15 protein-coding genes are annotated in these 22170 nt (G+C 48.7%); 5 read left to right on the forward strand and 10 right to left on the reverse strand.

Annotated elements, in window-relative coordinates; all coding sequences use genetic code 11:
- Window positions 1–47 precede the first annotated feature (47 nt).
- From BM257_RS06615 to miaB, 4 genes are read right to left on the reverse strand one after another with little or no spacing between them, the layout of a single operon-like run.
- Entirely contained in the window at window positions 48–1988 is a 1941-nt protein-coding gene (locus BM257_RS06615) for an LTA synthase family protein (RefSeq protein WP_092070042.1), read from the reverse strand.
- The gene (locus tag BM257_RS06620) at window positions 1985–3796 is read right to left on the reverse strand and encodes an LTA synthase family protein (RefSeq protein ID WP_092070045.1); all 1812 of its coding nucleotides are present in this window, start codon (window positions 3794–3796) and stop codon (window positions 1985–1987) included. The genes BM257_RS06615 and BM257_RS06620 overlap by 4 nt, the downstream gene beginning before the upstream one ends.
- A complete protein-coding gene (locus BM257_RS06625) occupies window positions 3793–5622 on the reverse strand; it encodes an ABC transporter ATP-binding protein (RefSeq protein ID WP_092070048.1) in 1830 nt (609 codons plus the stop codon). Before BM257_RS06625 ends, BM257_RS06620 begins: the two co-directional genes overlap by 4 nt.
- A complete protein-coding gene (gene miaB, locus BM257_RS06630) occupies window positions 5619–6920 on the reverse strand; it encodes a tRNA (N6-isopentenyl adenosine(37)-C2)-methylthiotransferase MiaB (RefSeq protein ID WP_218154495.1) in 1302 nt (433 codons plus the stop codon). Before miaB ends, BM257_RS06625 begins: the two co-directional genes overlap by 4 nt.
- A gap of 76 nt (window positions 6921–6996) precedes the next feature.
- Here miaB and BM257_RS06635 point away from each other — a divergent pair, with 76 nt between their 5' ends.
- From BM257_RS06635 to BM257_RS06650, 4 genes are read left to right on the forward strand one after another with little or no spacing between them, the layout of a single operon-like run.
- Entirely contained in the window at window positions 6997–7410 is a 414-nt protein-coding gene (locus BM257_RS06635) for a 5-fold beta-flower protein (RefSeq protein WP_092070054.1), read from the forward strand.
- A 24-nt stretch (window positions 7411–7434) separates the two neighbouring features.
- The gene (locus BM257_RS06640; protein ID WP_092070056.1) at window positions 7435–8280 is read left to right on the forward strand and encodes a DUF3737 family protein; all 846 of its coding nucleotides are present in this window, start codon (window positions 7435–7437) and stop codon (window positions 8278–8280) included.
- Window positions 8277–9452, forward strand: coding sequence for a MalY/PatB family protein (locus tag BM257_RS06645; RefSeq protein ID WP_092070059.1), 1176 nt, complete (start codon window positions 8277–8279; stop codon window positions 9450–9452). Before BM257_RS06640 ends, BM257_RS06645 begins: the two co-directional genes overlap by 4 nt.
- Window positions 9436–11313: an OPT family oligopeptide transporter gene (locus BM257_RS06650; protein ID WP_092070062.1), complete on the forward strand. Its 1878-nt coding sequence runs from the start codon at window positions 9436–9438 to the stop codon at window positions 11311–11313. Before BM257_RS06645 ends, BM257_RS06650 begins: the two co-directional genes overlap by 17 nt.
- Here the strand turns inward: BM257_RS06650 and BM257_RS06655 are convergent.
- From BM257_RS06655 to BM257_RS06680, 6 genes are all read right to left on the reverse strand, one after another.
- Window positions 11286–13757, reverse strand: a complete 2472-nt coding sequence (locus tag BM257_RS06655; RefSeq protein WP_092070065.1) for a glycosyl hydrolase family 95 catalytic domain-containing protein — start codon at window positions 13755–13757, stop codon at window positions 11286–11288. The genes BM257_RS06650 and BM257_RS06655 overlap by 28 nt on opposite strands.
- Before the next feature lie 20 nt (window positions 13758–13777).
- Window positions 13778–15358, reverse strand: a complete 1581-nt coding sequence (locus BM257_RS06660) for a S41 family peptidase (RefSeq protein WP_092070068.1) — start codon at window positions 15356–15358, stop codon at window positions 13778–13780.
- A complete protein-coding gene (locus BM257_RS06665) occupies window positions 15351–17291 on the reverse strand; it encodes a DNA topoisomerase IV subunit B (RefSeq protein WP_092070071.1) in 1941 nt (646 codons plus the stop codon). Before BM257_RS06665 ends, BM257_RS06660 begins: the two co-directional genes overlap by 8 nt.
- Window positions 17288–18442 carry an N-acetyltransferase gene (locus BM257_RS06670; protein ID WP_092070073.1) on the reverse strand — a complete coding sequence of 385 codons (1155 nt, stop codon included), beginning with the start codon at window positions 18440–18442 and terminating at the stop codon, window positions 17288–17290. Before BM257_RS06670 ends, BM257_RS06665 begins: the two co-directional genes overlap by 4 nt.
- Before the next feature lie 75 nt (window positions 18443–18517).
- Complete coding sequence (locus BM257_RS06675; RefSeq protein WP_218154496.1) at window positions 18518–19735, reverse strand: class I SAM-dependent methyltransferase; 1218 nt, start codon at window positions 19733–19735, stop codon at window positions 18518–18520.
- Window positions 19736–19793: 58 nt separating this feature from the next.
- On the reverse strand, window positions 19794–21290 hold the full coding sequence (locus BM257_RS06680; protein ID WP_092070528.1) for an L-fucose/L-arabinose isomerase family protein: 1497 nt from the start codon (window positions 21288–21290) through the stop codon (window positions 19794–19796).
- A gap of 161 nt (window positions 21291–21451) precedes the next feature.
- On the opposite strand from BM257_RS06680, the gene BM257_RS06685 reads away from it, so the two are divergent.
- Window positions 21452–22138 (forward strand): PAQR family membrane homeostasis protein TrhA, encoded by a 687-nt coding sequence (locus BM257_RS06685; RefSeq protein WP_092070076.1) that lies wholly within the window; start codon window positions 21452–21454, stop codon window positions 22136–22138.
- Window positions 22139–22170: the final 32 nt, after the last annotated feature.

Consider the following 22170-nt stretch of genomic DNA (forward strand, 5'->3'; position numbering starts at 1 on the left):
TCGATGACTGGATGACCCACTTTCTTGTCTGTCCAATCATTTTGTAATTACTTTAATACCGACAACCGGTCTTGTGTCATCCGTTCCATATATTGTTGGATGATCGCCTTCAGCTCCTGCTCCATCTGTTGTTGACGGCTGACGGTTGATGACTGATGCAGGAGGTTGTGTTGCATCAGCGAGTCCTGCAAAGAGTAGAACCCCTTGGTCTTTTGACCGTCAAACTGCAGCACACAACCATGTTTCACGTACTGGTAGACACCATTCAGGTAGTTGACAGCCCAGGTGTCCTCCTTGGGAGTATTCAGCACATCGATGCCAAAGCCGAAATAAGGTTTCTGGTATCCCAGCATCCCCAGAACAGTAGGCAGGATATCTATCTGCTGGGCAATCTTGTCTATCATCTGTCCTTCTGGACGGCTGGGCTCATATATAATAATCGGCGAGCAGAAACCACCTAAGTCGGTTTGATAGTAATCATGGTCACTCATATTCGTATGGTCACTGGTCAAGACAAAAATGGTATGCTCGAACCAAGGTTGCTTGCTTGCCGTCTCAAAGAACTTGCCGATAGCCATATCTGTATAACGGATACATTTCTGGATTGACAGGTGTTCCTCCGGGAACTGTTGTTGATAGGACTCCGGTACTACAAAAGGATGGTGGCTGGAGGCTGTGAAGACAGCCGTCATGAAAGGCTCCTTCATCTGACTCATCTGCTCCGCATAATACTGCAGGAACGGCTCGTCCCAGATAGCCCATGTGCCGTCAAAGTCTTTCGTTCCCTTTGCCGCCTCATACTCCGTACGCCCAAAATAACGCTGGAAACCCGTCTTCTGAGCAAAAGCCTGGAAACCCATCGAGCCGTTCTGTGCCCCATGGAAGAAAGCCGTCTCGTAGCCCTCCTTTCCCAAGATACCAGCGATACCCGTATAGTCGTTCATCGAGGCGGGTGTCAGGATAAACGGTTCGACGAACATAGGGATGCTGGAGAGGATGCTCGGCATCCCGTCAATGGACTTACGACCATTACAGAATGAATAACGGAAAGTAGTGCTCTTGCTGATAAGGGCATCGACGTAAGGGGTATAGCCTTTGTATTTTCCGTCCTCCAGGTCTTTGTTGAGGGCTCCGATGTATTCTCTTCCGAAGCTCTCGACGATGAGGATGACGACATTCTTTTTTATAGGGGGGATAGTATCTATAGTGTGGATAGGAGAATAGATGCGTGACATCTCTTCCTCATTACTATAATATTGGGGGACTACGAAGACATTCTTGCCGATGGAGCGGATCAGGGCAAAAGGTGTGTTTAATGCCAAGGCTGCATCAACGGGACGTGCCGCATATTGGTTGGCGTTAGAGACAGTGATAGGACGCACCGCTGTGGTAAAGCCACCACGCATGCCAGCTATACAGAATGGAAGGAAAGCGATGAATGACAACTGACAGGTTAAGGCATATCGCCACGTATTTGGAGCATGGAGCGTACGACCGTCAAGGTGTGGTCTCGCATAGCAATACCAAAGGAGGAGCATCACCACGACAAAGAGCAGTACCAAGTACCAATGGTTCAAGAACTCCGTGCCTATGATACTACCCAGATTCCCCTCGTTAGAGAACTCCTGGAATACCGTCGTCGTCGTCCGACGCATGGTATATTGGAAATAGACCGCATCCGCTAAGTTGATGGCAAGGGCGAGACCATTGACGACCATATACAACCACTTACAAATCAGATGATAGGTGTTATTCTCCTTTTTATACCAAGGGATAAGCATCATCATGACATATAGTATATTGGTATAGAGGATGGCAGAGGTGTCGAAAAGCAAGCCCCCACGGAAGATATCCCAAGAGTAAGAGAGGTAGTCGCTATTCTCCAGATAATACGCCAACCTTGCCGTCTGGTATACCAAATATGCCAACAGCAGATTCCACAGGACTGCCAGCACAGGAGAATATGTCTTCGTCATCCACCGTCTCATCGCTCGTTCAAGTCTTTAGTCGCTGCCTGTAATATCGCCTGAGCCTGTCGGATGAGTCGCTCACAGCCGTTCCCCTCACTTCTCACAACCCTGTCGCTGATAAAGTCATAATTGACGAAACTGGTAGAGTCTATCATCGTAAAGCCGTCATCATAAGTATGAATGGCAACAGGTCGGGTATAGGTCTTGCTTAGCACGTCACGACTGAAGGTATAGGCATCATGGTTAAGACCTAACTGTCCTAATAACGTAGCAGGCAGATCCGTCTGGTTACAGATCTGCTCGACACGTCGTGGTTCCTTGACAGCACCGCCCACCCATATCATGGGGATATGGTTCAGCAGAGGATTTGACTCGTCAATATCCTGATAAAAGATACCATGATCCGGTAACATGACGACCAGGGTATTGTCCCAGGCAGGACTCTTCCGCAGTCTCTCTATGAAGTTACCCACACATTGGTCGAGATAATAGAACGCGTTGAGTACCTCGTCGTCAAAATGGTGAATGGGCACATCCCAGGGAGAATGACTGCTCAAGGTGGAATAACCTATCAGATAAGGCTGCGGCATCGTGGTGGTCAACTGATAGAGAGTCTCGAAGGTGATATCGTCACGAACACCCCATTTAGCACTCTTCTGCTCGTCAGACGTATAGTCTTCCTTCCAAGTCAGGTTGCTGAAACCGCCAGAGACGAGATAGCTGCGCATATTGGTGAAATTAATATCACCACCATAGAGATAATGCGTATGATAGCCACGCTCCTCTTGTAATGTCCTGGCGATATTGGGCATGGTACGGGACTTAGAAGGTATCTTCATCACCGACATCGTAGGGAAGGAGGGATAGCCGCTCCATGTACATAGCGTCCCCCGGTCCGTACGCCAACTGTTACCATAACAATTCGTAAAATAGATACCCTCTTTGGCAAGACGGTTCAGATTCGGGGTGATATCCGTACGACCACTGATCTCCGTAAACTGTCCCCCACAACTCTCCAACAATATCACGATGATGTTCGGCTGCTGCGTCGACAACAGGGTATCAATACCCATACTCTGCGTGTTGTATAGTTCAGAAACGATCTTCTCACACTCCGCATCCTCCATGAAGTGGTAAGTCACATTGTTGCTTGCCGTCTTCTCGAAAGAGGCAAAGAAAGAGAAGAAGGGATTCACTGCGGAATGGTTCAGGAACTGGTTCTGTGAGAAATACACCTGTCCGATATTCGTCGTGGACTCATCCAGTCCGCCCCTGATACCGATGATGATAAAGGGAATCAACAACAATGCCACTAAAGTGGCTATTAGTTTTGAGAGGTAAGAAGTAAGAGGTAAGAGGTAAGAGGTTAACTTGTCATAAACCCAATAGATAAGGAAGGCTATCAGGAGGAAACTTAGAATGCGGAGCAGGACATACCACACACTGACACTCGCCATCGCCTCTGTAGGGGTCTCCAGATATTGCAGACAAGAGGCGTCTAACTTAAACAACCAGAACTCGTAGAGACTGGTGTCTGCCACGAAAGCCAAGGCAAGAAGGACTGCCGCTATGACATAGTAGACTCTATAGACCCATCTTGGCACCCGGACCCATAAAGAGATGATGGTCAGAAGGAACGGCAGGATAAAGATATAAAAAGAGGTACTCAGGTCTAATGACAACCCATGTCCGATGACCTGCATCATATCCGACAAAGAGAAGTCATGCCCTCCATGATGATAGAGCATAAAACCCACCTTGCCAACCACAAAGAACAAAAGGGTTGCCAGATAGAATCTCAACAGATATAACGCCCTTTGTCTCATAGACTCTGCATATCGTTCAGTTTCTTGTAATAGCCATCAATATTGAGGAGCTCATCATGCGTACCACGCTCTACGATCTGTCCTTCGTGGAGGACACATATCTCATCCGCGTTCTTAATGGTCGAGAGACGGTGGGCAATGGCAACAGTAGTACGTGTCTTCATCAGTCGCTCCAACGCATCCTGTACGAGTCGCTCGCTCTCCGTGTCCAAGGCAGATGTTGCCTCATCGAGTATCAGGATAGGAGGATTCTTCAGAATAGCACGAGCAATAGACACACGTTGGCGCTGACCTCCCGAGAGACGTCCGCCACGATCGCCTATATTCGTCTCAAACTGATGCTCACTCTGCATGATGAAATCGTAGGCATTGGCAATCTTGGCAGCCTCAGCAATCTGCTCATCCGTCGCAGCATCCACTCCAAAAGAGATATTGTTCTTAAAGGAGTCGTTAAACAGGATCGCCTCCTGGTTGACATTACCTATCAGCTGTCGCAAGTCCTGAACACCTAAATCCTTGACATTGATACCATCTATCAACACCTCTCCCTCCTGTACGTCATAGTAACGAGGAATGAGGTCTACCATCGTCGACTTACCACTACCGCTCTGTCCGACAATAGCGATGGTCTTGCCCTTGGGAATCGTCAGATTGATATGTCGGAGGATCCATGTCTCCCCATAACGGAAGGACACATCACGGAACTCTATCTCATGCTCGAAAGAGGCAAGATGCTTGGGATGAGCCGGTTCCTTAATCGTGTTCTCCGCCAACAATATCTTATCGATACGCTCCATGGAGGCAAGTCCCTTGGGGATATTATAACCCACCTTGGAAACCTCCTTCAACGGGTTGATAATTGAATAGAGTATCACCATGTAGTAAATAAAGGTGGGACCTGAAAGGCTATGGTTGTTCAGGACCAGCACACCACCAAACCACAAGACGATGACGATCATACAAGTGCCCAGGAACTCAGACAAAGGGTGTCCGATGTTCTGACGGATATTCACCTTCATGATATCATTGCGATAGGTGGAGTTGATATGATTAAACTTGTCACGCATCTTATCCTCCGCACAGAACGCCTTGATGATACGCAACCCACCTAACGTCTCATCCACCACACTCATGGTATCACTCCATAACGACTGTGCCTTGATACTCTGTGCCTTCAGCTTACGACCAATCCAGCCCATGAACCAGCCGATGGCAGGAATGATGACCACGGAGAAAAGGGTAAGTTGCCATGAGATGACGATCAATGTGGTAAAATAAGAGATAATCAGAATAGGGTTCTTGAACATCAGGTCAAGGGACGACATGATACTGGTCTCCACCTCTTGCACATCACCTGTCATACGGGCAATGATATCACCCTTGCGCTCCTCTGTAAAGAAACCCAATGGAAGACTGACAATCTTGTTATACAGTTGGTTACGCATATCCCGCACCACACCCGTCCGGATAGGTACTACACTGGAAGAGGCAAGGAAATAAGCGAAAGTCTTCAACAAGGTGGCTACGATCAGGAAAATACCAATGAACAACAACGTTGTAGTAGAGCCGACATCTGCGATGAAGTAATTGATGTAATAATAGATGTTGTTGATGAGCACATCCTTAAAACTCCCTTCCCCCCACTCCATCAGTGAGGTGACAACAACCTGGTCACCTGTCTTGAACAGGATCTGCAAGATAGGTATCAAGGCAGCAAAAGAGAAGATATTAAGCAGCGCCGACAAGATATTAAAAACGATAGAAAGCGCTACATATTTTTTATAAGGCATCACAAAACGCCTCAGAACCTGCATAAAATCCTTCATACCTCTTCACCAAATAAAGTTGCACTTGTACTATTCGTTATTCTCACACGGACTGTCTCTCCGATATGGTGGCTGCCCTTGTCGAACACGACCATCTTGTTTTGCTCCGTGCGTCCACAGAGTTGCTGACGACTACGCTTAGAGAAGCCTTCCACCAATACGTCAAACTCCTTACCCTCATCCTTCTTGTTCTGTTGGGCAGAGATCTCTGTCTGTAAGGCTATCAACTCATTCAAGCGACGAATCTTCTCCTCCTCTGGGACATCATCGGGCAGATGTTTGGAGGCATAGGTACCCGGACGCTCCGAGTACTTGAACATAAAGGCTGAGTCATAGCCCACCTCACGCATCAGGTCTAAACTGAGCTGGTGATCTTCCTCTGTCTCTGAATGATAACCCACGAAGATATCTGTCGAAAGGCCACAGTCAGGAATGATGCGACGGATAGCGGCTACACGGTCAAGATACCATTCACGAGTATATTTCCGGTTCATCAGTTTCAGGATCCTGTCAGACCCGCTTTGTACTGGAAGGTGGATATGCTTGCAGACATTAGGCATCTCAGCAATGACCCGTAAGGTCTCGTCACTCATATCCTTAGGATGGGAAGTGGTGAAGCGGACACGCATCTGGGGAGCCTCCTCGGCGACTTTTCTTAATAAAGCAGGGAAATCAGTATCTGGTGCCTGGTAGCTGTTCACATTCTGCCCTAACAATGTCACCTCCTTAAAACCACGATCTCTGAGGTCACGTACCTCACGCAGAATACTCTCCACATCCCTAGACCGCTCACGTCCACGGGTATAAGGTACGATACAATAATGGCAGAAGTTATTGCAACCACGCATGATACTGACGAAGCCTCCTATCCTCGCCCCATGCAATCGCTGGGGAACAACGTCCTTATAAGTCTCTGAGGTCGACAACTCTATATTCATCGCCTTATGTCCTGTCTCTGCCTGCGCCATCAGATCGGGCAGAGAGAGATAGGCATCAGGACCAGCCACTAAGTCGCAATGGTGATGCTCCAACAGATCATCTTTCACCCGCTCCGCCATGCAGCCTAAGACACCAATAATCAAACCACGCTTCCGCTTGATGGCATCTAAGGCATCCAGACGGTGATAGATTTTCTGCTCGGCATTATCCCGCACAGAGCATGTATTCAGGAAGACGGCATCAGCCTCATCAATACTGTCTGTCGTCTCATAACCAGCCATCTGCATAACACTGGCAACAACCTCAGAATCAGCTACGTTCATCTGACAGCCGTAGGTCTCTATATAGAGTTTCTTCATGTATTTTCCCTTTTTGTTTGCAAAGTTACGCTTTTTTTTGTATTTTTGCATCGTTATTAATACTAAACTTCAAGAAATGATGAAATTACTACGTGTTTTATTTGCCGCTTTATTGGTGATGATAACATCTGGAGCTACGGCACAGACGGTCTATAACAGCAACGGAAGCAGTTGCGGAAAGATCGAGAGTAACGGTACGGTACGTAATAGCAGCGGAAGCAGTATCGGCAAGATCGATAGTGATGGTACCGTCCGTAACGGTAATGGTTCCAGCATCGGGAAGATTGATCGCGACGGCACTATCCGTAACAGCAGTGGAAGCAGTATCGGAAAAGTAGATAGCAATGGTACTGTCCGTAACGGTAATGGCTCCAGCATCGGAAAGATAGAGAGTGACGGTACTGTTCGTAACGGTAATGGAAGCAGTATCGGAAAAGTCTCTGGAGTACCCAAGGAATGGGCTGCCGCTTATTTCTTCTTCTTTTTCTAAAACCATCATAAAGATAAACTAACCTTGGAACTGATTAAAGACAAAGAGTTTGGTGGAGAACGTCCGTTGTTCACCATTCATGATACACGTTTGGAGAATATCACCATCACTGATGGTGAGAGTGGCATCAAGCAATGCCAGAATATTGAGGCAAGTCATTGTCGTTTTTACGGGAAATATCCTTGGTGGCATGTTGATGGTGCCCTGATTGAAGACTGCTATTTCGCCTTGGACTCCCGTTCTGCCATTTGGTACACTAACGACCTCGTGATGCGCCGTTGTCGTATTGATGCTCCCAAGTTCTTCCGTGAGATGAGAAACGTAGAGTTAGAGGACGTACAGATTTTCGACGCTGATGAGACCTTCTGGAAGGTAGACGGACTGAAACTGAAGAATGTCTGTCTGCATGGTGGCACCTATCCGTTTATGTTCTCCAAGAACATCTATGTGGAGGGATTGGAGAGCGATTCGAAGTATGTGTTTCAATATTGCCAGAATGTAGAGATACACCATGCCAAGATATTAACGAAAGACTCTTTCTGGGAGTGTGAGAATGTCACCATCTATGACTCTGAACTGGATGGCGAATACCTTGCCTGGCACTCCAAGAACGTGCGTCTCGTCAATTGTCACCTGGCTGGGGAGCAATTGCTCTGCTATGCGGACAACCTCGTATTGGAAAACTGTACCTTTGACAAGGCATGTGACCGTATCTTTGAATATTCGACTGTTGAGGCAGACATTCGAGGACATATTGAGCACATCAAGAACCCTACCAGCGGACATATCACTGCCGACTCCATCGGCTCCGTTACCATCGACGAGAACGTCCGTCAACCGAATAACTGTGTAATCAAGACAAGAGGATGAAGTTTCATTTTGACGAACCGATTGACAGACGTGGAACCAGTTGTGTGAAGTGGGATGAGAGTCCTTCAGCAGACGTGATTCCTATGTGGGTCGCTGATATGGACTTCCCGGTAGCTCCCGCTATTCAAGAGGCGATTAAGAAACGTGCGGAACATAGCATCTTTGGCTACACCATCGTAGAAGAAGACTACTACGAAGCTGTCATCTCATGGTTTCATCGCCGCCATCAGTGGACCATCCAACGAGAAGAGATTCTTTATACCACTGGGGTCATCCCTGCTATGTCCTGTGCCATCAAGGCTCTGACCATGCCAGGAGAGAAAGTACTGATCCTTTCTCCTGACTATAATTGTTTCTTCTCTTCTATCCGGAATAATGGTTGTGAGGTGTCTGAGACCATCCTCGTCAAAGATGGGGATTCTTTTGTGGTGGACTGGGAGGATTTCGAACAACGATGTGCAGACGAGAAGACAACTGTTTTCCTACTCTGTAATCCTCACAATCCGACAGGACGGGTGTGGAGCAAGGAAGAGCTGGAACGTATGAATACGATCTGTATGAAATATGGGGTAAAGGTCATCAGTGACGAAATTCATGGAGAGCTCATCATGCCTGGTTACCTTTTTCAACCCTTTGCGACAGTCAACGACGCCTGTCGTCAAAATAGTGTCATCCTCAACTCACCTTCCAAGTCTTTCAATATCGCAGGACTCCAGACAGCGAATATCATTTGCTCACAACCAGAATGGAGGCGCAGGATCGATCGTGCCATCAATATCCATGAAGTATGCGACCTGAATCCCTTCGGACCTGTAGCGCTGAAGGCTGCCTATAATGAAAGCGAAGAATGGATTGATGAGCTTAACCAATATCTATGGGATAATTATCAAGCACTCTGCCAATTCTTTGAGAAAGAGCTTCCGCTCTGCAAAGTCACTCAACTAGAGGGAACCTATCTCGTATGGTTAGATGTTACTCGTTATAGCAATGACGTGGAGAAACTTTGTGACGATCTCTTGACAAAAGGAAAAGTCTGGGTTAATCCCGGGACGATGTATGGAGCAGAAAGTGGAAAGGGTTATATCCGTATTAATATTGCTTGTCCACGAAGTCGTATGATGGAGGGATTGGAACGAATTAAAGAAACTATCAATCATGAAACAAAGAAGTGAAGTAAACACCTGGTCAGTGACATGGGGTGTATTGATGGCTGTGCTCTTCTCAGCAGCAGCAGCTTATCTAGGACTGAAAGTAGGACAAGTCTTTGAGGCAGCTATTCCGATAGCTATCATTGCCGTTGGCGTCTCCACTGCCGCGAAACGCTCTAATGCCCTGCGTGAGAATGTGATTATCCAATCGATTGGCGCCTGCTCTGGTGCCGTGGTGGCTGGTGCTATCTTTACCCTACCCGCTATCTATATTCTTCAAGCGAAATATCCAGAGATGTCCGCTGACTTCCTGAAGATTTTCATCGCCTCCTTACTGGGTGGTGTTCTTGGTATCCTGTTCCTCATCCCCTTCCGTAAGTATTTCGTAGAGGCACCTCAGGAACAGTTTCCTTTCCCAGAGGCTACTGCTACCACACAGGTACTGAAGAGTGGTGACAAAGGCGGCTCACAGGCAAAGCCTCTGTTGATTGCCGGACTAGTAGGCGGGTTATACGACTTTATTGTCGCTACTTTCGGATGGTGGAATGAGAATGTGACCAGTCGTATGATTCCCTTCGGGGAGGATATCGCTGAGAAGGCTAAACTCGTTTTCAAGAATAATACAGGAGCTGCGGTGCTTGGACTTGGTTATATCATTGGTTTCCGTTATGCCCTAATTATCACCTTCGGCTCGTTATTTGTCTGGTGGCTTGTCGTACCAGGTATGGCACTACTCTTTCCTGATACCGTTTTGGATCAGTGGAACCCAGCTATTACCACCGCTGTGGGTGACATGTCACCAGAGCAGATTTTTACATCTTATGGTAAGTCCATCGGTATCGGAGCTATAGCTATGGCTGGTATCATTGGCATCATCAAGTCATGGAGCGTTATTAAGAGTGCAGTAGGGTTGGTGGGTGCTCAGAGCTCTCAGAGTACTCAAAGTGCTCAGATTGCTCAAGACCTTCCTTTTAAATTCATTGCCGTCGCTGCTGTTATCACCCTTGTACTGACATTCCTTTTCTTCTGGTTCGGTGTCATGGATGGCAACTTGTTATTTGCGGCTGTTGCTATTATACTGACTGCCGTGATAGCTTTCCTGTTTACGACGGTAGCTGCTAACGCTATTGCTATCGTAGGAAGTAATCCTGTCAGCGGCATGACCCTGATGACGCTGATCCTCGCCTCTGTAGTGATGGTTGCCGTAGGACTGAAAGGTACGGGGGGAATGGTAGCCGCCCTGATTATGGGTGGTGTGGTATGTACGGCACTCTCTATGGCTGGCTCCTTTATTACCGATCTGAAAATCGGTTATTGGACAGATACCCTTCCTAAGAAGCAGGAGACCTGGAAATTCCTCGGTACACTGGTCAGTGCGGCAACTGTCGGTGGGGTGATGATGCTCCTTAATGAGACCTATGGTTTTGCCTCTGGGACATTAGCTGCCCCTCAAGCGAATGCGATGGCTGCTGTCATCGATCCCTTGATGAATGGCGTCGGTGCCCCTTGGGTTCTTTATATCATCGGTGCCGTCATCGCTATCATCCTGACGCTTTGTAAAGTTCCTGCCCTCGCCTTTGCCTTAGGAATGTTCATCCCTATGGAACTGAATGTCCCGTTGGTCATTGGTGGTGCCATCAACTGGTATGTGACAACACGCTCAAAAGACAATGAAGTCAACAAGGAACGTGGGGAAAAAGGGAATCTCATCGCTTCCGGCTTTATCGCCGGTGGTGCCCTGATGGGTGTTATCAGTGCTCTGCTACGCTTTGGCGGTATCCAGTTTGACTACAGCGGATGGTGGGCAAACCCACTGAGTGAACTGCTCTCCCTTGTTGCCTATGTGCTGTTGATAGCCTATTTCGTACGTGCCTCCAAGAAATAATACTGACCTGCACGGGTCAGAATGTCATACTCATAAACCTGTCGAATAACAGGTACCTGAAAGTCCTTGAGTTCTTTCGAGTGCTCAGGGACTTTTATGATGGCTGGTGCATATAAGTCATTAGGACATGCTCCCTTTGCCTCCTTCAAACCTTTTCCTGTCAATGGGACATAGGAACGGATACGGAGGACACCTCCGATAGTAGACAATATCTCTGCTTTTTGCAGTGCTCCCTCTTTCCACTGCATATTGACCTCAAAGCCACCACGGGCTCGTAAGCCCTTTACCTGACCTTCCGACCACATATCTGGGAGGGCGGGCAACAGATGGACTGCCCCGTCATGACTCTGCAGCAACATCTCTGCGATACCTGCCGCACTACCGAAGTTACCATCAATCTGGAAAGGGGGATGTGCGTCAAAGAGGTTCGGATAGGTACGTCCGTCAGGATAATCTTTCATCTTGGCATCATCAGGAAGAAGATGTAACATATTGGAAAGGATACGGAAAGCGTGATTGCCATCCAGCATACGTGCCCAGAAATTAATCTTCCACCCTAAGCTCCATCCTGTCGCCATATCGCCACGCTGATTCAATGTGTTCCTTGCTGCAGCAAAAAGATCTGGATGACTATAAGGAGATATCTGGTTAGAGGGATAGAGTCCATAGAGGTGTGAGATATGACGATGCTCATCCTTAGGATCATCACCGTCTTGCAACCACTCCTGTAACTGCCCATAACGTCCTATCTGCATAGGAGGTAACTGACTGATGGCATACTGAAGTCGCTGGGCATAAGCCTCATCCTTCTCTCCTATGATACGCATCGCGTTCAGGGTATTCGACAACACATCAAAGACAATCTGGTTATCCATTGTCGAACCAGCAGTGACAGTAGTGTTCTTACCCATCGGACCATGTTCTGGAGACACAGTAGGCACCGTCATCAACCAGCCATACTGTGGATGACGCTGCATATAATCCAGGAGAAAGTCTGCTGCCCCCTTCATCACATGATAATTCTCACGCAAGAATTCCTTATCACCCGTAAACAGGTAGTGTTGCCACAGATGGGTAGTTAGCCATGCCCCACCTGTTGGGAACATCCCCCAGGTAGTGCCATCGACAGGTCCTGCAATACGCCAGAGGTCAGTGTTATGATGAGCTACCCATCCACCACAGCCATACATCGTCCGTGCAGTCTCTGCCCCAGTATGACTTAAATCACGAATCATGGAGAACAACGGCTGCTGTGTCTCGGCGAGATTCCCGACCAAGGCAGGCCAGTAATTCATCTCAGCATTGATGTTAATCGTATATTTAGAGTCCCATGGCGCATTCATCTTGTCATTCCACACCCCCTGCAGATTAGCTGGTTGTCCACCTGGTTGAGAAGAGGAGATGAGTAGATAACGACCATATTGGAACATCAGTGCCACCATAGCCATATCCTTACTATCTGCAAAATTCGCAAGACGCTTATCAGTAGGGAGGTTAGCGGCATCCTGACCTCCCAGATACAGGCTGACACGCTGGTATTGTTCCTGATATTTATGAAGGTGTCGTTTCAATAACTCATCATAGCTTTTATCACGGACAGAGGCTATTGTCTGTTGGGTGAGCTCGGATGGACGACCGCTGATATCGTGGTAATTCACGAAATTAGTAGCGGCAGTGATATAAACGGTCGCCTCTGTAGCGTCTTTGATAACGATCATATCCGGGGTGTTGTCCCATGTGCCATCACTCTTTACCAACACACGGATCTCTGCCGTCAGCCCACCAGGGATACCCTCTTGCTCTACATTTAGCACCGTGGCGACGAGTTCTCCATCTTGCACCCGGCTGCTATTCTTGAGTGCGGTAGGGCACCAATGACTTAGAGAGAACTCAAGCTGGGCTTTCTTGTCTGCCTTCAAGCGCATCACGATGACATTATCGGCTTGTGAGGCAAACACCTCACGGGTATAAGTGACACAATTCTGTTTGTTTTTGTAGATCGTCGTACAGACGGCAGTCTCCAGATCCAACTCTCGACGGAAGCTGGAAGCATGCTCAAAATCGATACCTCCAAACAACTTTAAATTACCCAAAGGCAGGAAGCGCATACCATGAGGACCTTTGAAGAAGAATTTGTCAAGGATTGCATGTGCCGCCTCTTCTTTGCCTGCAAAGATAGAGTCACGCACTTCTTGCAGATGAGCCTTTGCCTCAAGACTATTGTTATGATGAGGAGACCCGCTCCAGAAAGTTTCTTCGTTCAGTTGTATCGTCTCACCGTCAGTCTCTCCATACACCATCGCTCCCAGATGTGAGTTGCCGATGGGTAATGCCTCCAGCCAATGGGAGGCTGGTCGGTCATACCAAAGTTTCTGACTTGTCTGCTGCGCCTTGGCGGCAAACATCACGACAGACAACAATAAAGTTAGCAGAATTTTTTTCATAAATATAATATAATAAGGTATTATGGATTCATTAATTCCAAAGCGCAACAAACAATATCGTTCGCCTCATTCATAATAGCGAAGTACTGACTGGTCTCCCAGAGGTCACGTGCCACCAAGGCTTTAAGTTGCAAGCGCAGGTAAGGCAGTGTCTTCTGCAGTTCTTCTTCATCCTTGGGTTTGATCTTCTGTTTCTCAGCCTCGGCGACAATACCGTCCGTCACTGACTGTGGTATCTCAAACTCTTTTCTAAACTGGTCAAAAGTAGGATACTTCTTCTGTAACTGTTTGCGATGCTGGTCCACATAACGCAGACTGGCATTGATGATATAGGAACGCGCCGACAGCTCACGATGGAAACGGGTATATTTCATGGTGTCTAACGGCACATAATAATCAGGCATGATACCACCGCCGCCATAGACAACACGATGTTCTTTCAACGTATAATATTTCAGTGAGTCTGCGAAATGAATACTGTCAGCATGCATCAGCTCCCCACTCTTCAGACGGTTCATCACATCCATCGCATAGTCTTCTGCCTTACCCTTCACATACGGTTTCTGGATGCAACGACCTGAGGGTGTATAGTAATGAGCGATGGTCAAACGAATCATCGAACCGTCAGGCAGGTCGATAGGACGTTGTACCAGTCCCTTACCAAAGGAACGACGCCCCACTACCAGACCACGGTCATGGTCTTGTATGGCACCTGTCACGATCTCTGCCGCTGATGCGGAATAGCTGTCTATCAATACTACGACTTTTCCTTTCTCAAAGAGTCCACCACCATGTGAGCGATACTCATTACGAGGGGCACGACGTCCTTGGGTATAGACAATCAGGTCATTATTCTTCAAGAACTCATTGGCAATAGCCACGGCAGACTGGAGATAACCGCCTCCGTTCTCCTGCAAGTCGAGAATCAGCGACTGCATCCCTTCTCCTGTCAGCTTCATCAGACTCTGACAGAACTCCTCATGTGTCTGGGCACCAAAGTTACCAATACGGATATAACCGATACCCGGACGAATCATATAGGTGGCATCTATTGACTTCACAGGTATCTTGTCACGGGTGATGACAAAACGCAGAGTGTCAGCAATACCCCTGCGGACAATACCCAGACGGACTTTCGTTCCCTTCGGACCTCGTAACCGTCGCATAATCTCCTCTTTGGGCATGGAGACCCCCGCTATCGTAGTGTCATTCACATAGACGATACGGTCACCGGCTAGGATTCCTTTCTTCTCGGAAGGACCACCAACAACGGGCTGGACGACCAATAAGGTATCCTCCACCATATTAAACTGCACCCCGATACCCTCGAAATTACCTTGCAACGGCTCATTAGCAGCCTTCACCTCCTTTGCCGTCATATAACTACTGTGAGGATCAAGCTTCTCAATCATTCCGCGAATACCGTCCTCCACCAGTTTCTGCTCATCGACACTGTCCACATAGAGGTTAGAGATCGCCATCTCGGCAATCTGCAGCTTACGCATCGGACTGTCCTCTCCCATGTTGATACGGAACTGGGCAGAGGCTGCCAGGGTATGCAACGACAACATCGCCGCAAACAGGATGTGCTTCTTAATCATATTCTTCCTCCTCAGGACGGTCTTCCTCAATGACGAGGTTGTCAATGATGAAGTTCTGACGCTCCATCGTGTTCTTTCCCATATAATACTCCAAGAGTTTCTGCACTTGGTCGTTCTTATGGAGGGTGACTTGCTCCAAACGGATGTCAGGACCTATAAAACCTGCGAACTCCTCCGGGCTGATCTCACCAAGACCTTTAAAGCGGGTGATCTCCGGGTCAGGACCTAACTCCTGTATCGCTTTTATACGCTCTTCATCACTATAACAGTAACGGGTCACGAAATCACCCTTCTTGCCATCCTCACGCATCTCCTTATTTCGGATCTTTGTACGACGGTTACGGACTCGGAACAAAGGGGTCTGAAGCACATAGACATGTCCCTTCTTTATCAGTTCCGGGAAGAACTGCAGGAAGAACGTGATGATCAACAGACGGATATGCATGCCGTCGACATCGGCATCTGTTGCCACGATCACCTTGTTATATCTTAGAGTGTCAAGACCTTCCTCGATATCCAATGCTGCCTGTAGCAAGTTAAACTCCTCGTTCTCATAGACCACCTTCTTGGTGAGTCCGAAAGAGTTCAGGGGTTTTCCTCGCAAAGAGAATACCGCCTGTGTGTTCACATCACGACTCTTGGTGATACTTCCACTTGCCGAGTCACCCTCCGTGATGAATATACATGACTCCTCTTTACGGTCGTTCTTGACATCACTGAAATGGATACGGCAGTCGCGTAATTTACGATTGTGCAGGTTTGCCTTCTTGGCACGGTCACGAGCCAGCTTCGTCACACCAGCCATTGCCTTACGCTCCCGCTCTGTCTCCTTGATTTTCTGTTCCAGCACCTCCACCACGTCTTGATGGATATGCAGGTAGTTGTCAACCTCCTGTTTGATGAAGTCACCAACATACTTATTGATACTCACACCATCTGGTGACATCGTGGTAGAACCCAGCTTGATCTTCGTCTGACTCTCGAAGATAGGCTCCTCCACATTGATGGAGATAGCTGCCACGATTCCCGTACGGATATCACCATACTCATACTTGTTGAAATACTCCTTGATGGTTCGTGCGATATGTTCCTTGAAAGCACTTTGATGTGTTCCACCTTGTGTGGTATGCTGTCCGTTGACGAAAGAATAATACTCCTCACCATACTGATTGGCGTGGGTGAAGGCGATCTCGATGTCCTCGCCCTGCAGGTGGATGATAGGATAGAGGGCGTCATTCGTCATACGGTCCTTCAACAAGTCCTCCAAGCCATGACGTGAGAGGATGCGCCGACCATTATACATGATGGTCAGTCCGATATTCAGGTAAGTATAGTTGCGGAGCATGTTCTCTACGATCTCGTCATGGAACTGGTAGTTGACGAACTTCGTGTTGTCCGGCTCGAAATAGATATAGGTGCCGTTCTCATCCTGAGAAGGTTCCGTCACGTCACTGATAAGCTCACCACACTCGAAAACCGCCTTGCGCACCTTGCCGTCACGATAGCTGTGTACCTCGAAACGACTGCTCAGCGCGTTAACCGCCTTCACACCCACGCCGTTCAGTCCGATAGACTTCTTGAATGCCTTGGAGTCGAACTTGCCACTGGTGTTGAGGATACTCACCGATTCGATGAGCTTGCCTTGTGGGATACCACGTCCATAGTCTCGGACGGAGATACGGAGGTTATCCTCCACATTGACCTCGATGCGCTCACCAGCCTTCATCTTAAACTCGTCGATGGAGTTGTCGAAGACTTCCTTCAACAACACATAGATGCCATCCTCCGGGGAGGATCCGTCACCTAAGCGTCCGATATACATACCAGGACGGAGGCGGATATGCTGCAGACCTGTCAGTGTCTGGATATTCCCCTCATCATATTCCGGGGTATAGGGGGTTTGGGGTTGGTTATTGGTTATTTCTTCTTTCATAGTTTCTTCTTATAGCACCTCCTGCGCTTGTGTAACTCATGCTCCAGATACTGCCACTGCGACTGCACCTTCTCGTTGGTCTCCATCTCCACATTGGTCTCTCCCCACTTGAAACCGTGTTTCTGATAATGGGGGATGAGGTCGTAGAACAACAGGGCATTGGCTCCTTTCTTCTGGTATTCTGGCAGGAAACCGATCAGCAACAGGTCCAGACATTCTGCCTTGTGGAATTTCAAGGCTCTCAGACAGTGCCACCAACCGAAGGGCAACAGTCGTCCGTTCTTGCATTTTTGCAAGGCGCGGGTCATATTGGTGATACTGACACCCACCCCGATGATATCGTGGTCAGGGGTGTTCCAGTCTTCTATCAGACAGAGCATATCCATATCAAGCAGGGGGAAGTACATCTTCAGATATTCGTCAATCTGAGCCTCCGTCATCTGCGAGAAGCCATAGATGTCCTGATATGACTTATTGACAACCTCCAGCACCTTACGACCGATCTGTTCCTTGCCGAAGATCTGGCTGCGCTTAGGGTGTACGGGATGCAGGTTATAACGCTTCATCACCATCTCCGAGATTTTCTTGTATTTCTCGGGCATGTCACCCTTGGGCACGATGAGCTTATACTCCACATAGTCATTGTCTTTCTCCCAACCGCCCAACTGCTCCATGTGGCGGGGGTAGTAGTCGTAGTTATAAATGGTCGACATCGTACCCAACTGGTCAAAGCCCTCGATGAGCATTCCCTCTGGGTCCATATCCGTGAAACCCAGGGGACCCACCATCTCTGTCATGCCTTTTTCTCTACCCCATGCTGATACGGCATCGAACAAGGCGCTTGACACCTCCATGTCGTCAATGAAATCAAGCCATCCGAAACGCACGCTCTTACGGTCCCACCGCTCATTGGCACGATGGTTGATGATACCGGCAATACGTCCTGCTACCTTACCGTCCCGATAGGCAAGGAAATATTCTGCCTCACAAAACTCAAAGGCAGCATTCTTGTCCTTACTCAGCGTATGCACCTCGTCACTATGGAGATTGGGGGCATCGTAAGGGTTATTGCGGTAGAGGTCGTAGTGAAACTGGATAAAGGCTTCCAGACTTTTCCTGTCAGTGACTTTCCTGATTTCTACTGTAGACATGGTATATCCTAATTATGAGAGTCGCCAGAATTTCTTTTGGCAAAGATACGAAAAAACAGAGAAATACGCAAAGATTTAACCTATTTTACGGCAAATAAACAACAGATGGGTGGCATCCGACAGGGTTGTTCCGAAAATGAACATGTCTCCACCGTCCTTGAGCTTCAGTTTCTTACGCAGCGTCTCTGCCGTCATGGGGAAGTTACGTACTGCGACATTCGCCCTCTCGATACCTGTCAGGGCTTTCCTCAACTCCTGCTTGTTCATCGTCGTCATCACCTCCACACGGAACCTCCTGCCTGGGAAATCGCTGACATCATGGTCGGAAAGGAAGAGATGGGAATGGACGGCTGCCTGTTGCACCTCATATTGGTGGGCAAGGACTTGGAAACATCCTGCCTTCATGATACTGGCATTGGGCTCGAAGAGGAAAGAAGTTCCATTCGTAACCTCTACCTTTGAGGGAGGGGGGCAGGCTCTGCCATAGGAGAAACTGAAATACTGATCCTTTTCCTTGCTCTGAAGATTGACACAATGAACTGCCATACTCTCCTCTCCCTCAAGGGGAGGGACTGAGGATACGACCAGCAGGAGCTCTTTACACTCGTTGTCAACACTGACGATATGGACCTCTGATACTCCTCCGAGGTCCTCCACCGCCTTATGCCAGTCGAGCATAGGCGATAGTTTCAGGATGATGGTGCCTGCCTTCTCTTTCAGAAGGGGCAGCAGTTCAATGACATTGGGAGTGCAGTCTTTGATATCATAGGTGCGCCCCCCATGCTCGTCTCTGCGTGCCGGATCAAGGAATATCACATCGGCATGGGACATCGTCGTGAGATAGGACGCAGCATCGTCGCACACCACCTCCGCCTCCAGTTCCAGCATCTGGAAATTGTGCCGGGCAATCTCACAAAGCACTGGGTCGCGCTCGACATAGATCCGTTGGGAACAGGGACGTGACATCAAGGAGAAGTCAACACCAAAGCCGCCTGTCAAATCAAGGAATACCTGATGGGATTTCGGAATCCCGGAATCTCGGGAGACAAGGCTTTCCTTATATCTCGCCGTCGCCTCACTAGAGCATTGCTCCATGTTCAGATGCGGAGGATAGATGATACCATCGACGGCAGCCCATGACGGCAGTTTCGTCCTGGCAGTCTGCCACCCTGCTATCTGACGCAGGGCAAAGGGCATGTCAACCTCTGCCGCCCCCTTTCCTTTGAGAGCGAGTTGTCGGACATCCTCCAGACGGTGGTCATGGATAAACTGCCGGGTGGTGTCGTTCATCATACGTCATCGATAAAAAAGTGACTCAGGGAAGCCCTGAGTCACTATGTTGATCCTTCGTTTATGCAAAAGGATTCTCTGTGGGATAATAGTCACCCTTCGGGAAGTTGTAGTCAATCTCCTCAACGGGGATACCCATGTACTTGAGAACCTCCCACAGATACTTACCAGCATGCTCGAACATGACGGCAGCGTGGTGTGGGTAGTGCTTCTCGATGAGCACGTGACGGTAGAAGCGGCTCATATTCTTGATACCGAAGGTACCGATACTACCGAATGAGCGTGTGGCTACTGGCAGGATCTCGCCCTGGGCGATGTAAGCGCGCAACTTCGTGTCAGCTGTTGACTGCAGGCGATAGACGGTTGCCTTTCCTGGCTTCAGGTCACCCTCCAGCGTACCGTTGGTCACCTCTACAGGCAGGGCACGTGCCATGATGCGCTGGAAGCACATCTGACAGTTGCAGACCTTAGAGGATGCTGTGTTACCACAGTGGAAGCCCATGAAGATCTCCTTGTCTGTGTAGCTGTCGCACTCGAATTTTTTACCCTTGATGCTCTCCTCGTACATATCCTTAGGTACGGAGTTATTGATGTCAAGCAGGGTAACAGCATCCTGTGTGATGCAGGTTCCAATGAACTCAGAGAGGGCACCATAGATGTCCACCTCACAAGCTACGGGGATGCCACGACCTGTCAGACGGCTGTTGACATAGCAGGGAACGAAACCGAACATGGTCTGGAAAGCAGGCCAGCACTTGTTCGCCATAGCCACATACTTACGAGAGCCCTTATGAGCCTCGATCCAGTCTGTCAGTGTCAGTTCGTATTGTGCGAGTTTAGGAAGTACCTGGGGAATCTTGTTACCAGTACCCAGCTCTGCAGCCATATCCTTCACGACATCGTCGATGCGTGGGTCGCCGGCATGCTTCTGGAAAGCCTCCAGCAAGTCGAGCTCTGAGTTCTCCTCGATCTCCACGTCGAGATCATAGAGGGCACGGATAGGAGCGTTACAAGCCAGGAAGTTGTTTGGACGAGGACCGAAGCTGATAATCTTCAGGTTCTGCAGACCGACGATGGCACGGGCGATAGGAATAAACTCATGGATCATCTCTGCACATGCTTCTGCGTCGCCTACAGGTTCCTCGGGGATATAGGCGCGGGTCTTGCGGAGGGACAGCGCCTGGCTGGCATTCAGCATACCGCAGTAGGCGTCACCACGTCCGTCAATCAGGTCGTTCTGTGTCTCCTCGGCGGCAGCGCAGAACATCGTAGGACCCTGGAACCAGTCGGCAATCATGGTCTCGGAGATCTCTGGACCGAAGTTGCCCAGGAAGACACACAATGCGTTACATCCAGCTTTCTGTACGTCTGCCAGTGCCTGCTGTGCGTGAATCTCACTCTCTACGATAGTAATAGGACACTCATAGATATCGGCAGCGCCGAATTTCTCTACATACTTGGCTACCAATGCCTTGCGGCGGTTTACTGCCAGTGACTCGGGGAAACAGTCGCGGCTGACGGCGACAATTCCAACCTTCATTTCAGGTACATTTTTCATGTTGTTCAATGTTATTAATAAGTATTGTTTAGCTACTAATTGCTGCAAAGATACAAAGAAGAAAGTAAAAAACCCCATATTTTAGGTTTTTTAATTCTCCCAATCATAAAAATAGTCAACTTTGCGGTTATTTTCATATTTTTTTCGTAATTTCGCAGCCCATGGCAATCAGATACACACATAAGGAAGAACTATGGAACGCATGGAGCCATGCTGGCGGCATCCTCATGGGGGTCACCTTCGGCATCATATTCCTCGTCATGGCGTTCAAGGGCGACAACCCCTGGGCACGCCTGGGTGTCTGTCTCTACCTCTTCGGGATGTTAGGCTCCTATGCGGCGTCAACCATCTACCACACCCTGCCCCGACGCTCGAAATGGAAGGAGCGGTTGCGTAAATGGGATCATGCCGCTATCTACTGGCATATCGCAGGCTCCTACTCTCCCCTGACGCTGATCGCCCTGCTCCAACAAAACTGTCAACTGTCAGTTGTCAACTCTCAACTAACCATCAACTGGGGATGGAGCCTTTTCATCTTCGTATGGACCTGTGCCCTTGCCGGCACCATCATCAGCTTCGTCAAACTCAAGGAGCACTCTAACATCGAGACGTTCTGTTTCATCGGCATGGGACTGAGCATCCTCGTCGCCTTCAAACCGCTCCTCAACACGGTCTCCACTGCCGCCGTGATATGGCTCATCGCCGAGGGTGTCGCCTATATCACCGGTGCCGCCTTCTATACCCTCCACCGGAAGCGTTACATGCACTCCGTCTTCCATTTCTTTGTCCTTGCCGGCAGCCTCTGCCACATCATCGCCGTCTGGGATGTGCTGATGGAATATCTGTAAAAAAGAATAATTTCTTTTGGCATTTCTCTCGT

Source organism: Prevotella sp. tf2-5 (genome assembly GCF_900115435.1).
GTDB lineage: Bacteria > Bacteroidota > Bacteroidia > Bacteroidales > Bacteroidaceae > Prevotella.

Excerpts from the sequence above, each read along its gene's own strand:
- BM257_RS06625 (WP_092070048.1), bottom strand. The coding sequence starts at position 5,622 with ATGAAGGATTTTATGCAGGTTCTGAGGCGTTTTGTGATGCCTTATAAA.
- BM257_RS06660 (WP_092070068.1), bottom strand. The coding sequence starts at position 15,358 with ATGATTAAGAAGCACATCCTGTTTGCGGCGATGTTGTCGTTGCATACC.
- BM257_RS06650 (WP_092070062.1), top strand. The coding sequence starts at position 9,436 with ATGAAACAAAGAAGTGAAGTAAACACCTGGTCAGTGACATGGGGTGTA.
- BM257_RS06655 (WP_092070065.1), bottom strand. The coding sequence starts at position 13,757 with ATGAAAAAAATTCTGCTAACTTTATTGTTGTCTGTCGTGATGTTTGCC.
- BM257_RS06620 (WP_092070045.1), bottom strand. The coding sequence starts at position 3,796 with ATGAGACAAAGGGCGTTATATCTGTTGAGATTCTATCTGGCAACCCTT.
- BM257_RS06685 (WP_092070076.1), top strand. The coding sequence starts at position 21,452 with ATGGCAATCAGATACACACATAAGGAAGAACTATGGAACGCATGGAGC.
- BM257_RS06615 (WP_092070042.1), bottom strand. The coding sequence starts at position 1,988 with ATGAGACGGTGGATGACGAAGACATATTCTCCTGTGCTGGCAGTCCTG.
- BM257_RS06635 (WP_092070054.1), top strand. The coding sequence starts at position 6,997 with ATGATGAAATTACTACGTGTTTTATTTGCCGCTTTATTGGTGATGATA.
- BM257_RS06665 (WP_092070071.1), bottom strand. The coding sequence starts at position 17,291 with ATGAAAGAAGAAATAACCAATAACCAACCCCAAACCCCCTATACCCCG.
- BM257_RS06675 (WP_218154496.1), bottom strand. The coding sequence starts at position 19,735 with ATGATGAACGACACCACCCGGCAGTTTATCCATGACCACCGTCTGGAG.
- BM257_RS06680 (WP_092070528.1), bottom strand. The coding sequence starts at position 21,290 with ATGAAAAATGTACCTGAAATGAAGGTTGGAATTGTCGCCGTCAGCCGC.
- BM257_RS06645 (WP_092070059.1), top strand. The coding sequence starts at position 8,277 with ATGAAGTTTCATTTTGACGAACCGATTGACAGACGTGGAACCAGTTGT.
- miaB (WP_218154495.1), bottom strand. The coding sequence starts at position 6,920 with ATGAAGAAACTCTATATAGAGACCTACGGCTGTCAGATGAACGTAGCT.
- BM257_RS06670 (WP_092070073.1), bottom strand. The coding sequence starts at position 18,442 with ATGTCTACAGTAGAAATCAGGAAAGTCACTGACAGGAAAAGTCTGGAA.